This window comes from Kitasatospora sp. NPDC001261, assembly GCF_042896795.1.
GTDB lineage: Bacteria > Actinomycetota > Actinomycetes > Streptomycetales > Streptomycetaceae > Kitasatospora.
On the sequence record NZ_JBIAXP010000024.1, the window covers coordinates 115410 to 128829 of the forward strand.

General features: G+C 74.1%; 12 protein-coding genes. 1 reads left to right on the forward strand and 11 read right to left on the reverse strand.

Annotated elements, in window-relative coordinates; genetic code table 11:
- Nucleotides 1-82 precede the first annotated feature (82 nt).
- From ACFY4B_RS29500 to ACFY4B_RS29515, 4 genes are all read right to left on the reverse strand, one after another.
- On the reverse strand, nucleotides 83-2167 hold the full coding sequence (locus ACFY4B_RS29500) for a glycosyl hydrolase family 32 (RefSeq protein WP_387972970.1): 2085 nt from the start codon (nucleotides 2165-2167) through the stop codon (nucleotides 83-85).
- A gap of 93 nt (nucleotides 2168-2260) precedes the next feature.
- Nucleotides 2261-3736 (reverse strand): hypothetical protein, encoded by a 1476-nt coding sequence (locus ACFY4B_RS29505; RefSeq protein ID WP_387972973.1) that lies wholly within the window; start codon nucleotides 3734-3736, stop codon nucleotides 2261-2263.
- On the reverse strand, nucleotides 3733-5277 hold the full coding sequence (locus tag ACFY4B_RS29510; RefSeq protein WP_387972976.1) for a peptidoglycan DD-metalloendopeptidase family protein: 1545 nt from the start codon (nucleotides 5275-5277) through the stop codon (nucleotides 3733-3735). The genes ACFY4B_RS29505 and ACFY4B_RS29510 overlap by 4 nt, the downstream gene beginning before the upstream one ends.
- 13 nt (nucleotides 5278-5290) lie before the next feature.
- Complete coding sequence (locus tag ACFY4B_RS29515; RefSeq protein WP_387972979.1) at nucleotides 5291-6274, reverse strand: alpha/beta hydrolase; 984 nt, start codon at nucleotides 6272-6274, stop codon at nucleotides 5291-5293.
- A gap of 279 nt (nucleotides 6275-6553) precedes the next feature.
- On the opposite strand from ACFY4B_RS29515, the gene ACFY4B_RS29520 reads away from it, so the two are divergent.
- A complete protein-coding gene (locus ACFY4B_RS29520; protein WP_387972981.1) occupies nucleotides 6554-7918 on the forward strand; it encodes a wax ester/triacylglycerol synthase family O-acyltransferase in 1365 nt (454 codons plus the stop codon).
- Nucleotide 7919: 1 nt separating this feature from the next.
- Here the strand turns inward: ACFY4B_RS29520 and ACFY4B_RS29525 are convergent, their stop codons facing one another.
- The 7 genes from ACFY4B_RS29525 to ACFY4B_RS29555 all read right to left on the reverse strand — a co-directional run bounded on the left by ACFY4B_RS29525 (nucleotide 7920) and on the right by ACFY4B_RS29555 (nucleotide 13385).
- Nucleotides 7920-8321 carry an NUDIX domain-containing protein gene (locus ACFY4B_RS29525; RefSeq protein ID WP_387972984.1) on the reverse strand — a complete coding sequence of 134 codons (402 nt, stop codon included), beginning with the start codon at nucleotides 8319-8321 and terminating at the stop codon, nucleotides 7920-7922.
- A 69-nt stretch (nucleotides 8322-8390) separates the two neighbouring features.
- Nucleotides 8391-8996 (reverse strand): NUDIX hydrolase, encoded by a 606-nt coding sequence (locus ACFY4B_RS29530; RefSeq protein WP_387972987.1) that lies wholly within the window; start codon nucleotides 8994-8996, stop codon nucleotides 8391-8393.
- 70 nt (nucleotides 8997-9066) lie between these two features.
- The gene (locus tag ACFY4B_RS29535; RefSeq protein WP_387972990.1) at nucleotides 9067-9735 is read right to left on the reverse strand and encodes an HAD family hydrolase; all 669 of its coding nucleotides are present in this window, start codon (nucleotides 9733-9735) and stop codon (nucleotides 9067-9069) included.
- Nucleotides 9732-11036, reverse strand: a complete 1305-nt coding sequence (locus ACFY4B_RS29540) for an MFS transporter (RefSeq protein ID WP_387972993.1) — start codon at nucleotides 11034-11036, stop codon at nucleotides 9732-9734. Before ACFY4B_RS29540 ends, ACFY4B_RS29535 begins: the two co-directional genes overlap by 4 nt.
- Nucleotides 11037-11140: 104 nt before the next feature.
- Nucleotides 11141-11674, reverse strand: coding sequence for a GTP cyclohydrolase I (gene folE, locus ACFY4B_RS29545; protein WP_049650735.1), 534 nt, complete (start codon nucleotides 11672-11674; stop codon nucleotides 11141-11143).
- 104 nt (nucleotides 11675-11778) lie between these two features.
- Nucleotides 11779-12861: a phosphoribosyltransferase gene (locus ACFY4B_RS29550; protein ID WP_387972996.1), complete on the reverse strand. Its 1083-nt coding sequence runs from the start codon at nucleotides 12859-12861 to the stop codon at nucleotides 11779-11781.
- 29 nt (nucleotides 12862-12890) lie between these two features.
- Complete coding sequence (locus tag ACFY4B_RS29555; RefSeq protein WP_387972999.1) at nucleotides 12891-13385, reverse strand: thiamine pyrophosphate-dependent enzyme; 495 nt, start codon at nucleotides 13383-13385, stop codon at nucleotides 12891-12893.
- Between the last annotated feature and the right edge of the window lie 35 nt (nucleotides 13386-13420).

The window sequence follows — 13420 nt, forward strand, 5'->3', positions numbered from 1 at the left end:
AACGGTACCTCTTCGCGTACGACAATAAACCGGATGCCGCAGGCTACTTGACAAAGCGGGAGCGGAGGGTACAGGCGTTCGGTCAGCGCATCGGCGCCCCCGAACGCACGGGTGCCACCGCACCCATCGGCGCCCCCGACCGCAGCGGCGCCACCGGCCGGTCGCCGAAGGCGGCCCACGGCCGCCAGCCGCCACCGGGCCGGTCCTGGACGCGGGTGCGGACCCGGCCGTCCTCGGCCACCGCGAAGACGTGCAGCCGCCCGGTGGAGTCGGCCGCGGCCGAGGGCGGCGCCGCGAGCACCAGGCCGGGCTCGCCGAAGTCCTCGCCGAGCACGTCCGTCGGTGCCCAGGCTCCGGCGGGCGCCGACTGCCAGCGGTGGGCGAGGCGTTCGCCGCCCGGGGAGAGGGTGAAGGCCTCCAGCCGGCCGTCCGAGCCGGCGATCACCGGCGGCGCGGCGGTGGACCAGCCGAGCAGCGGCTGCCAGGCGTCCCAGCCCCCGCTGGGCACCGACTGGCGGCGGTGGAAGGCGGCCGTGCCGGACGGGGCGATCGCGGTGACGTTCAGCCGCCCGGTGCCGTCGCGGGCCACCCTGGGCGCGGCCCCGGCGGGCGTCCCGAAGCGCTCCCAGGCGGACCAGGTGCCGCCGGGCGAGGTCTGCCAGCGGTGCAGCAGCGCGGCGCCGCCGGGCGCGAGCGCGAACACCTCCAGCCGGCCGTCGGCGTTGGCGGCGACGGCCGGCGGCGCGCCCGCCGGGCCGCCGAAGCCCGGGTCCCAGTCGTCCCAGCCGGTCGAGCCGGGCGAGGACTGGCGGCGGCGGGCGATCAGGGCGCCGCCGGGGGCGAGCGCGAAGACCTCCAGCCGGTCGTCGGCGTTCCGGGCGACGGCGGGGGCGGCGCCGGCCGGGCCGCCGAAGACCTCCCAGTCCGACCAGTCGCCGTCGCCCCGCTGGACGCGGTGGTGCAGGGCGGCGCCGTCGGGGGCGAGGGAGAACACCTCCAGCCGGCCGTCGGCGTTGCGGCCCAGGACGGGCACCGCGCCGGCGGGTGTCCCGAACACCTCCCAGTCCGACCAGGTGTCGGTGTCCGGGCCGGTCTGGACCCGGCGCAGCACCGACCGGTCGGCGGCGTCGAGGGCGAACACGGTCAGTCGGCCGTGGACGTCCGGGGCGGCGACGGGGTTGTCCGGGCTCTGCCAGGGCGGCGGGGTGGACCGCCAGTCCAGCGGGGCCAGGTAGAGGCCGCGCCGGAACCAGCCGGCGGCGCTGGCCCACCACTGCCGCCCGTCGGTGACCACCTCCACCGCGTGGCCGGGCACATGGCCGGCGTAGCCGTCGAGAGAGAAGCGGAACGGGTCCTGGGAGGCGAGGACGTCGGTGCCCTCGTACCCGTTGCGCGGTCCGATGAACAGGTGGTACCAGCCGTCCCGGGCCACCACGAAGGGCGACTCGGTGACCGAGACGCCGTCCGCGGCGGTGGCCGCGTCGGCGAAGGCCACGCCGGGCTCGCCCCAGGTCAGCAGGTCGGCGGAGCGCCGGTAGCAGACCTGGTGGCGGCCGCCGGGGCCGGACAGCTCGGTGTAGTACATCACCCACTCGGCGCCGATCCGCAGCACCATCGGGTCGCGGGCGGCGGTCCCGCGGAACAGCAGACCGGACGGCAGCCTCGTCCAGGTGGACAGGTCGGTGGAGGTGGCGGCGTTGACCGCCGCCCCGGCGCGTCCGCCCGCCGCGTAGAACATCCAGTGCACGCCGCCCGACTCGACGACGTGCGGGGCCCACAGGTGCTCCTCGCCGAAGTACGAGGCGTCGACGGTCAGCGCGTCCGGGTGGCTCCGCCACGGGCCGGACGGGGAGGGCGCCGAGGCGTGCGCGAGCGAGACCTCGGCCGCGCTGTCGGGCGCCTGCCCGGGCGGCGCGCTGTCGCCGACGATGCTGAACAGGTGCCAGCGCCCGTCGGCCTGGACCAGGGTGTGGTCGTTGAGGTAGCGGCGGCGCGCGGTGGACGGGTCGTAGACGTGGTCGAACGGGCCGGCGCCGACCCAGACGGCGCCGACGGAGGCGCCGGTCGGGGCGGCGGAGGCCGCCGGGGCGGTACGGCCCGCGAGCGGGAGCACGAGGGCTCCCGCTCCGGCCGCCCGCAGCAGGCCGCGCCTGCTGATCGGGTGCATCGCTGCGCTCCAGAGGGTTTCCGGCGGGGTTTCCGGCGTCGTCAGCCGGCGGCGGGTCCGGGTGTGGCCAGTCGGCGGCGGGTCCGGGCGTGGTCAGCCGGCGGCGGGTCCGTGGGTGGTGTTCAGCCAGGCCCACTCGGACCAGGTGGAGAAGCCGGTCTGCCACTTGTGGTGGACGCCGTCGGTGTTGGCGCCGAAGACCTCGATCCGGCCGTCGGCGTTGTTCGCCGAGCCGATCTCGGTGCCGCCGGTGCCGAAGGTGTCCCACTGGCCGTACGGGGCGTTCAGGCCGGTCTGCCAGATGTGCTGCGCCGTACTGCCGTTGATGGCGAACACCTCCACCCGGCCGTCCGGCGAACGCCCGCTGGTCAGCTGCGCGTCGGCGGGACCGCCGGTGGCCTCCCAGCCGGACCAACTGGTCGGGTCCGTCTGGTACTTGTGGTAGACGCCGGCCGGGCCGGAGGCGAAGACCTCGAGCCGGCCGTCCTGGTTGTGGCTGACGGTGAGGTCGTGGCCGCCGGTGCCGAAGGTGGAGTCCCAGGCGGACCAGCCGCCGTTGACGGCGGTCTGCCACTGGTGCTGGAAGACGCTGCCGTTGAGGGCGAAGACCTCCAGCCGCCCGTCGGGGGCCTTGCCGAGTTCGATCTCGCTGTCGGCGGGGCCGCCGCCGGTGCCCTCCCAGCCGGACCAGCCGCTGTTGGGCGCGGTCTGGTACCGGTGGAAGACGCCGACCGGCCCCGAGGCGAAGACTTCGAGCCGCCCGTCCTGGTTGGCGCCGACGGCGAGGTCGTGGCCACCGGTGCCGAAGTCCTCCCAACCGGACCAGGCGCCCGACGACTGGAGCTGGTAACGGTGCTGGAGGGTAACGCCGTTGAGGGCGAACACCTCCAGCCGGCCGTCCGCGTTCAGACCGATGGCGAGTTCGGCGCCGGCCGGGCCGCCGAGGTCCTCCCACTCCGACCAGCCGCCGTTGATCGCGGTCTGCCAGGCGTGCGAGACACCGTTCTTCCCGGCCGCGAAGACTTCGAGGCGTCCGTCGGCGGACCGGGCCGAGACCACCCGGCCGGACTCCGCCGGGTACTCCAGCGGTGCGGGGCCGGGCTCGTGGTGGCCGAGCCGGTCGACGGCGGCCTGGGCCTCCTCCAGGTGCCGCACGTGGGCGCGCGCGCTGTAGGTCGACCACTGGTGCCAGTCGAGGCCGCCGTTGGAGATCCGGTAGGCCGCGTCGGCGTTGCACTGGGCGTCGTAGGCGCAGGCGTCGGAGACCTCCTTGTGCCAGTGGTCGTTGATCTCCCACAGGCCGCGGTCGATGGAGTAGTCCGGCTGGTTGCCCTGGCGGTTGGAGGCCAGCGGGTTGCAGCTGGACTCGGCGAGGCCGACGGCGATCGCGGTCACCAGGGCCTCGCCCCGGAAGCCCGCCTGGTAGGCGACCTCGGCGCACAGGTCGCTGCCGGTGGCGGCCGGAGCCAAGGGGGCGGCGACCGTCAGGCCCGCCGTGACGCCCAGGGCGGCGATCGCGGACAGCAGGGCGCGGTGGGGCGCCCGGCGGGCGTGCTGCGGTCCGGTCACGGGGTGGCTCCTCGACTGGCGGCGGGCCCGGGAGTGGTGTTCAGCCAGGCCCACTCGGACCAGGTGGAGAAGCCGGTCTGCCAACGGTGGTGCACGCCGTCGGTGTTGGCGCCGAACACCTCGATCCGGCCGTCGGCGTTGGCGGCGGCGCCGATCTCGGTGCCGCCGGTGCCGAAGGTCTCCCACTGGCCGTACGGGGCGTTCAGGCCGGTCTGCCAGATGTGCTGCGCCGTGGTGCCGTTGATGGCGAAGGCCTCGACCCGGCCGTCCGCGGTCAGTTCGCTGGTGAGCCGGGAGTCGGCGGGGCCGCCGGTGGCTTCCCAGCCGGACCAACTGGTGGGGTTCGTCTGGTACTTGTGGTAGACGCCGACCGGCCCCGAGGCGAAGACCTCCAGGCGGCCGTCCCGGTTGTGGCTGACGGTGAGGTCGTGTCCCCCGCCGCCGAAGGTCGCGTCCCAGGCGGACCAGCCGCCGTTGACGTCCGTCTGCCACTGGTGCTGGAAGGTGTCGCCGTTGAGGGCGAAGACCTCGAGGCGGCCGTCGGGGGCCTTGCCGAGCTCGATCTCACTGTTGGCCGGGCCTCCGCCGGTGCCCTCCCAACCGGACCATCCGCCGTTGGGCGCGGTCTGGTAGCGGTGGAAGACGGCGGCCGGTCCCGAGGCGAAGACTTCGAGCCGCCCGTCCTGGTTGGAGCCGACGGCGAGGTCGTGGCCGCCGCCGCCGAAGTCCTCCCAGCCGGACCAGGCGCCGGACGGTTGGAGCTGGTAACGGTGCTGGAGGGTGGTGCCGTTGAGGGCGAACACCTCCAGCCGACCGTCCGCGTTCGGACCGATGGCGAGTTCGGCGCCGCCCGGGCCGCCGAGGCCCTCCCACTCCGACCAGGCGCCGTTGACCACGGTCTGCCAGGCGTGCGAGACACCGCTCGCCCCGGCGGCGAAGACCTCCAGGCGCCCGTCCGCGGACCGGGCCGAGACCACCCGGCCGGACTCCGCCGGATACACCAGCGGCGCGGGCCGGGGACCGCTCCCGGGGACGCAGGGCACGGTGACGCCGCGCTCCGTGAGGTACGGCTCCGGGTCGGTGCGCTGGGACGCGTTCGGGTCGGCCCAGACCCGCAGGTGCAGGTGCGGGCCCGTGGAGTTGCCCTCGCTGCCCATCAGCGCGATCTGCTGGCCGGCCCTCACGTCGTCGCCCTCGAACACGTCCCGCCGCTGCATGTGCCCGTACTCGGTGATGGTCCCGTCCGGGTGCAGGATGCGGATCCACTGGCCGTAGTCGGACACCGGGCCGGAGATGACGACCTTGCCGTCGCCGACCGCGTAGATCGGGGTGCCGCGGTTGTTGGCGATGTCGATGCCGTTGTGCTCCGCGGTGTAGTGCTGGGTGATGGCGCCGTCGGTCGGGCAGGCCGCCGCGAACCGGGCGGCAACAGCGGGAGCAGCGGTAGCGGCGGGAACGGCGACAGCGGGAGCGGCCGGGACGGCGACCGGCAGCAGCAGGGCCACCACGGCCAGGGCCCGCCGCGAGGTGCGGGAGATCATCGGTGCGGCCCCCTCACGCCTTGCGGAGGCGGCCGATGATGCCGTCGATGTCGCGCCGCATCATGTCGGGCCGGATGAAGTGGCCGCCCGACTCCTCGTGGGCCTCGTACGGGATGCCGGCGCCGTCGAGCAGGGCGCGGAACTCCCGCTGCCCGGCCAGCACCGCGGTCTCGTTGAAGGTGTCGAAGGGGTTGGTCGGGTCGGGGCTGGTGCCGGCGACCAGGAAGATCCGCTTGTTGCGGTAGCTCTCCAGGCGCTCGACCGGGTTGTCGGCGGTCACCCTGGCCTGGTCCCACAGCGGCGCGCCGTAGATGGTGCCGCCGGCCAGGTCCTTGACGGCGGCGGAGACGTTGGCCCAGTGGACGACCGCGCCGTTGTCGCGGCGCAGGCTGGCCGGGCCGGAGTGGGCGCTGACCGAGGCGAAGTGGCCCCAGTACTTGGCGGCGTACTTCAGCGCGCCGAAGCCACCCATGGAGAAGCCGGAGACGGCGCGGCCCTCGGGCTCGGCGAAGGTGCGGAAGTTGGCGTCGACCCACGGAATCAGCTGGTTGATGTGGAAGGACTCCCAGTTGCGGGGGCCGACGTTGGTGCTGACCGGGTTGGAGTACCAGCCGGCCTGCCCGCCGTCGGGCATCACCACGATCAGGGGCTTGCCGATGGTCCAGTCGCGGACGCCCTGGCGGTCGAACTCGATGAAGTCCTGGAGGCCGCCGTGCAGGAGGTAGAGGACGGGATAGGTGCGCCCGCTGGTGTGGTAGTCGTCGGGGAGCAGCACGTTGACGGCCGGGTCCCAGCCGATCTCGGCGGTGTGGAAGCGGTAGTACCACATCCGGGCGTCGGCCTCGCCGCGGTCGGTGATGTGCAGGCCGAAGCCGTCGTCGGCGGCGTGGGCGGTCGAGGCCGTCGCGAGGACGCTCGCGCCGCCGAGCGCCAGCGCGGCGCCGAGCCCGCCGGCGGACTTGAGGATGCTCCTGCGGGTGGGGTGGTTCTCGGTCACCGTGACCTCCTGAGGGTGCGTGCCGGCGGCCGGTCCGCGACCGCCGGATGTCCGTCGTTCGGACGGTTCGGACGGTAGCCACCCGCCGGGGGGCGCGGAATCCGGAACCATACGGACTGACAGCGGCGGGGCCGGGCGCGGAGACTGGTGCGTTCCCGGAGCGTCGGGTCGTCGGCGGCGCGTCCCTGTCCGACGGTGCGCTCTTGTCCGGCGGTGCGCTCTTGTCCGGCGGTGCCGCCGGACCCAGACTGGTGACCGGACGCGGACAGGAGGGGTGCTGTGGCCAGGATCAGGATGCCCGACCGGGTCTTTCTCGCCTTGGAGTCCGCCACCACTCCCCAGCACGTGGCGCTCCTGGCCACCTTCGGGCCGCCCGCCGGTGCCGAGCCCGGGCCGTACGTGCAGCGCCTGTTCGAGCGGCTCGTCGCCGCGCCCGTCGCGGCCCCCTTCACCTTCCGGCCGCGCCACGCACGCTGGGGGGCCTTCGACGGCACCTGGGAGGAGCTCGCCGGGCAGGACGTCGACCGGTCGTACCACCTGCGCCGCTCCGCGCTGCCCGCGCCCGGCGGCGAGCGCGAACTGACCGACCTGGTCTCCCGGTTGCACTCCCGGCCGCTCGACACCACGCGGCCGCTGTGGGAGTGCCATCTGATCGAGGGCCTGGCGGACGGCCGGTTCGCCCTGTACGTCAAGGTGCACCACGCGCTCACGGACGGGCTCGGCGTCCAACAGCGCCTGCGGCGCATGCTGAGCACCGATCCGCGGGACGAGGGGCTGCGCCCGCTGTGGAGCATCGCCGCCCCCGCCGACCACAGCACCGGGGCAGCCGGACCGACGGCCCGCGGGCTCGCGGCCACCGCGCTGGGCCTCGGCCGGGCCGCCAGGACCATGGCGCGGGGCGTGCGGGCCAGGGCCGACCGCACCCGCGCGGTGCCGTTCCTGGTCCCGCGCTCCCCGCTCAACGCCGCCGTCGGGCGGCAGCGCCAAGTGATCACCCGCAGCTACGAGTTCGACCGGTTCCGGGCGGTGGCGAAGGACGCCGGCACGACCGTCAACGACGTCCTGCTGGCGGTGTGCGGGGGCGCCCTCCGGCAGTGCCTGGCCGCGGCCGGGGCGCTTCCGGCGCGGTCCCTGACCGCGGGCACCCCCGTCTCGACGAGGGAGGCGGGCGACGCGTCCACCGCCAACTCCTTCGCCATGACGGTCATGAGCCTCGGCACCGACGTGGCCGACCCGCTGGAGCGGCTGCGCGCCGTGGCCCGGTCCAGCGCGCTGGCCAAACGGGAGCTGGGCGAGCTGCCGAAGGACTCCACCGGGCTCTACGGGGCCCTGTTCACCTGGCCGTTCGTCGCGCAGAACGTGCTGGGCCTGGGTGGCGCGACCCGCCCCCCGTACAACGTCGTGGTGTCGAACATCCCCGGCTCCTCGCAGCGGATGTACTTCGCCGGCTGCCCGTTGGAGACGGTCCACCCGCTGGGCAGCGTCTGCCACGGGGTCGGCCTGTTCATCGCGGCCCGCTCGGCGGGCGGCCGGTTGAACCTGGGCCTGGTGGGGGACCGCTCCCTGCTCGCCCCGCTGGACGGGCTGGGGGACGCGCTGGGCGACCAACTCAGCCTCCTGGAGGAGGCGTTGGGAACGACGTAGGTCAGCGCAGCAGCCCGTCGGCCCGCAGCCGGTCGAAGATGATCCGGTCCACGGGGGACGTCCGGTGCCGGTCGGCGTGGGTGAGCCACACCAGCTCGGCGATCTCACTGGCCGGCGCGAGCACCCCCTCGTACGCGGCGGTGTAGCAGGTCATGCGGACGACCACGCCCTCGCCGTGCCCGTGGGCCTGGGCCTCGAAGACGCCCAGCAGGGCGGCCGAGTCCCGTACGACGGCGACGGACAGCTCCTCCTCGATCTCCCGGCACAGCGTGTCGAGGTCGCTCTCCCCCGGCTCCCGCTTCCCCCCGGGCAGGTAGTAGGCGTCCTTGCCGTGGGAACGCGTGCTCAGCACCAGGCCGTTCTCCAGGTGGATCCACGCCACCTTGTCGATGAGCGCCGCCATGGACCAGTCCTCCTGTTGCTCCGACCGGTTGCTCCGACCGGTCCCCGAGGATACCGCCCCCACCGGCCGTCAGCCGTCCAGCAGTTGCTCCGTACAGGTGGTGACGACCTGCCGCACGGCGTGGGTCAGGTCGGCCGCCAGCGCTTCGTCCAGCGTGAGCCAACGGGGCGCCTCGCCCTCCTCGTTGACGGTGACGCGGCCCCCATCCGGCACCGTCAGCAGGTACACGTGCCAGACGTGCGCGTCGGATCCGCGCCGGCAGGAGTCGCCCGGGATCGGGAACGTGGCGACGAACCGGAGCCGGTCGCCGGCGGTCAGGCCGACCTCCTCGCGCAGTTCGCGGGCCGCGGCGTCGGCCGGGTCCTCGTCCCGGTCCACATGGCCGGCCGGGACCGTCAACGCGTAGGGGAACGCGACGCGTTGGAAGAGCAGGAACCTGTCCGCCGGATCGCGGACGAAGACCGCCGCGGTCTCGTGCCAGTACTCGCCGTCCTCGGCGGACCACCAGGAGAGGCCGGGGTCGATGACGATGGCCCGGGCGCTGCGCCCACCGCAGTTGCCGCAGCGGACCTCCCGCCTGCCCCCGGCCGTGGTCCAGGTGACGGGGCCGCCCCGGCAGAGCACGCAGTACTCCGCGTAGGTGTCCGGGGCCGGGCGTAGCGTCTCGATGTTCATCCTGGCCTTCCGCGCCGGTGGACGCCCACGGACGCCCACGGACGCCGGTGGACGGGGTGCGCCGCCCCGGTCAGGGCAGCAGGTCGGGCAACTGCCGTACGTCGTCGAGGACGTACTCGGCACCGGCCCGTTCGAAGTCCTCGCGCGTGTGGAAGCCGGTGGCGACGCCGACGAAGCGCAGCCCGGCCCCGGTGGCCGCCGCGAGGTCGATGAGGGCGTCGCCCACGTACCAGACGTCGTCCACGCCGACCCCCCTTCCGCTCAGCGTCGCCAGCGCGGCGTCGAACACCCGGGGGTCCGGCTTGTGGTGGGGGCTGTCGTCCGCTCCCTGGAGCAGGACGAGCCGGTCCGTCCGCACGCCGATCCGTTCGACGTCCCGCAGGGCCGAGAGGCGGTTGGTGGACGTGACGACGCCGACGCCGACGCTCCGGCGCCAGAGCTCGTGGACGACCTCGACGGCACCGGGGAGGGGCCGTTTGAGGAACTCCTCCTCCAGTGAGAGGTTCGCCTCGCGCATCCGCTCCAGGGTGTCGCTGTCGCGGTAGAGGGCGCGGATCATCGCGTCGAAGGGCTTGCCCCAGTGCAGCGCCAGCTCGGCGTCCGTCAGGTCGATCCCGTAGAACCGCCGGGCGACCGCCTTGTGGTGCGCCCACTTGACCTCCGCGGTCACCACCAGGGTGTCGTCCAGGTCGAAGAGGACGACGCGGGGCCCGCGGCCCGCACGCGTTCCGGACGTCATGACGTGAGATCCCTTCCGCCGGGTCCTCCGTACGGTACTGCCGCCCGGTCCCCCGCCGCCTCCGCCTGCCCGCCGCGTGACCGGGGTCGGGCGGGACCGCGCGGCGCGGGCAGGGAGACCGCCAGGAGCAGCGCGACGCCGACCACCGTGAAGACCAGCGCGGCCAGCCCGGCGCCCGCCCATCCGGCACCGTCCACGGCCAGGCTGAAGGCCGGCGGCCCGACCAGCGTGCCGAGGCTGCCGAGCTGGGCGACCAGCCCGTTGGTGACGTCGGCGCGCCGGGGGCTGCCGGCGATCCGCGGCACCGCCGCGAACATCGCGGAGATCATCACCCCGTCGACCACCAGGCCGACGCAGGCCAGGACCATCACGGCCACCACGGGGAGGCGCGGCGCGAAGACCAGGAGCGCCGAGACGGGCAGCAGGGCCAGCACCGGAGTCATCGCGAGCAGCCCGACGCCCCGGCGCAGCAGCAGCCCGCTGAGCGCGCTGCCGAGCACGCTGCCGAGGGAGACCACCGCGGCGACGACGCCGGCGGTGGCCGTGGACGCGCCGCGTTCCTCCGTCAGGAACGTGGGCAGCAGCACGACGATCGCGACCCCGGCCAGGCAGACGCAGGCGAAGCTCAGCGCGAAGAGCACCGGGGGGATCCAGCCGGTCCGCGGGGGCGGCGCTCCGGTGTCCCCGGCGGCCGGGTCCGCCGTCGGCGCGCGGGCGGCGGCGGGGCGGGTGGCGCCGACCGCGACCGCCAGCACGAGCGGGAGGAGCGCGGTCGCGCCCATCCAGCCGCGCCAGCCGATCGCGCCGCTGACCGCTCCCCCCAGGGCGGTGGCCAGGGCGAGCCCGGTGGGGACGCAGGTGCCCCACAGCGCCAGCGCCGTGGCCTGCGCCCGCCCCTCGGCCAGCCGGGTCAGCATGATCGGCCCGCCCACGAAGACCAGGAGGTAGCCGAAGCCCTGCGCGGTGCGCGCCGCCAGCAGCGGCGACCAGCTGCCCGCGAAGGCCGTCGCCGCCACGGACAGGGTGGTGAGGACGAGCCCGCCGGCCAGCGCCTTCCGGGCGTCGAGCCGGCTGATCCACCACCCGGCGGGGACGCCGAGGACGGCGCTCACCGCGGTGATGCTGGAGGTCGCCCAGGCGAACTGGCCGAGGGAGAGGTGCAGGTCCCCTCGGATCTCGGACCCGAGCGGGGAGAGCGCGCCCAGCCCGAAGGCGGCGAAGACCCCGGAGAGCCAGGTGGTCACGATGGCCGGCCACGGTGACCCGGTGCTCTCGCGGCGCGCGACACCGTTCTTGCGCATGGTTCGCTCTCCAGGGAAGTGGACGGGCTGACGGGCGGGCCGGCACCGGCCGGTCGTGTGATGAGAGGGGAGGAGGAGTCGGCACCCTCCCATCACACGACGCGTCAGTGCTGCGGGCCGTAGGCCGTCAGCAGTTCGACGTCACCGGTCACGTACGTCGTGTCGGTGATGACGGTCTGGTCGGACGGGCCGCGGCTGCACATGCACATGTGCCGGCCGCTGGACTCCACGCGGACGGCGCGGGCCCCGCCGGAGGCCATGATCTCCTCGGCGATGTCCTTCACCAGGTGCTCCTGGATCTGGAACCGCTTGCTGAAGGCCTGGACCAGGCGCGGGAACTTGCCGAGCCCCAGGATCCGGTTCCCGGGGACGTAGGTGATGTCGACCTTGCCGTAGAAGGGCAGGAAGTGGTGGGCGCAGATCGAGTAGTAGTTGATGTCGTGCACCCGGACGACGCCCTGGTGGTCGCCCTCGACCAGGACGGTCGTCTTGAGGATCTTGGAGGTGTCGGTCTCGTAGCCGCTCAGCAGCTCCCGGTACGCGCGGACGATGCGGGGCTCGCACTCGGGTTCGGTGTACCAGTCCAGGGCCCGCTTGTCCGTGGTGACGTTGTCCCGTAGCCACTCGGCGATCGTCATGTGGTCTCCGTTCTCGGTCCGTCCGGCGGACTCCGCCGCCGGCCTCGCCGGGGCTCCGGCGAAGTCTTCTGGTGGGGTGGGAGGTTGAAGACCGTCGGCGGTGCTCAGCGCGGCGGCTCCCCGGGTGCCAGGCGCGCGTCGGCGTAGGCGTCGAGGGAGGCCGTCTCCGCGTACTCGTGGGCCCGGCGTCCCAGCGCGTGGAGTTCGGCGTGGTCGACGCCGAGGTGCCGTACGGTCTCCGGCGCCGCCCAGCCGATCCCCTCCAGCCAGTCGTCCAGGGGGCGGGCGTACCGGTCGAGTCCGGCGGTGCTCCGGCCCAGGTCGGCCAGCGAGAGTCCGGCGGCGCTCCCCCGCCGTCGCACCTCCGTCCACCAGTCCGCCCGGAACCGCCGGTGCTCGCCGGGCGTGAAGGCGCGCACGCCGCCGTCGTAGACGGCGCACTTCTCGAAGAGGCTGTCCCGGCGGCCCAGCCGGTGCAGTTCGAAGTCCGGGGTCGACCAGCGGGGGGACCGCAGGAAGTCGAAGGGCAGTTGGGGGAAGGACTGCCCGAGCCGGGTGCGGTCGGGCAGCTCGAACAGTGCCTCCAGGGCCACGATGACGGCGCTGAACCGCTCGCCCCGGTGGGCCAGTTCGGCGAAGTAGTCCCGCAGGCGCCGCACGCCCTGCCGGGATCCGACGGTCAGCACCAGGTAGCCGGCGATCTCCGCGCCGCGGCCGTGCGCCGCCTGCCGGGCGGCCCGGAGCACCTTCTCCACCGTCGCCCCGGTGCCGATGATGTCCCCGAGCACCAGCAGCTGCCGCCCGGCGAACTCCCAGCGCTCGTACGAGATGTCGAGCGGGTGGGCGGCCCCCCGGTCGGTGCCGACGAAGCTCACCGCCTCGGGGGAGCCGAAGCGGTGCGACAGCGCGCTGTCGACGCCGAAACTGAGGCCCCCGCGCAGGATGGTGACGACCGTCGTCGCCTCGGTCGCCAGGGCTCCGGCCACCGCCGGATCGGCCTCCGCCACCAGGTCGAGCGCGGTCGACACCGCGGTGCCGAGCAGCGAACGGTACCGGTGGCCCGAGACGGCCGGGTCGGTGAGGAGGGTGCGCGAGGCCGCGGTCGAGCAGATGAGGACCCTGGTCGGGGAGCCGGCGGGGTCCAGGCCGTAGCAGGCCGCGTCGTCGCTGTGCAGGAGGTACTTCACCGGATGATCCACCAACTCCACGGGTAGGGTCACGGTTTGAGCGCGGGCCGCCTCGGCGTTCGCCCGGTGCGTTCGGCCAGCACCCGCTCCACCTGGTACGAGGACTCGACGCCGTCGACCGTCTTCAGCGCGTCCGGTGCGGGTGCCGGGTTGTGCACGGAGGCGATCAGCACCGTGCCGGACAGCGGCAGCACCTCCGGCACCTGGTGCGGCGCTTCGACGAGGACCGACTTGAGTCCGACGGCGCCGAAGAGCGCGCTCCAGTCCATGGCCGTCCCACGACTGGGCAGCCCGCCGCCGGACTCGTACAGGTGGTTGTCGATGACGGCCAGTGTGTAGTTGCCGAGCCTCGGCAACTGGTCGCCCAGTGCGGTGAGTACGGACAGGTTCATCAGGAAACCGCCGTCGGTGTCGATGCCGACCACGGACAGCGGGGCCGCCGCCATGGCCATTCCCAGGGAGATCGCGGTGACGTCGCCCATGGTGTCGGTGAAGAGGGTGTCGGCGGGACGGAGCGCGTACATCACCTCGCTCGTCCGACCGAGCGGCGCGACCGACA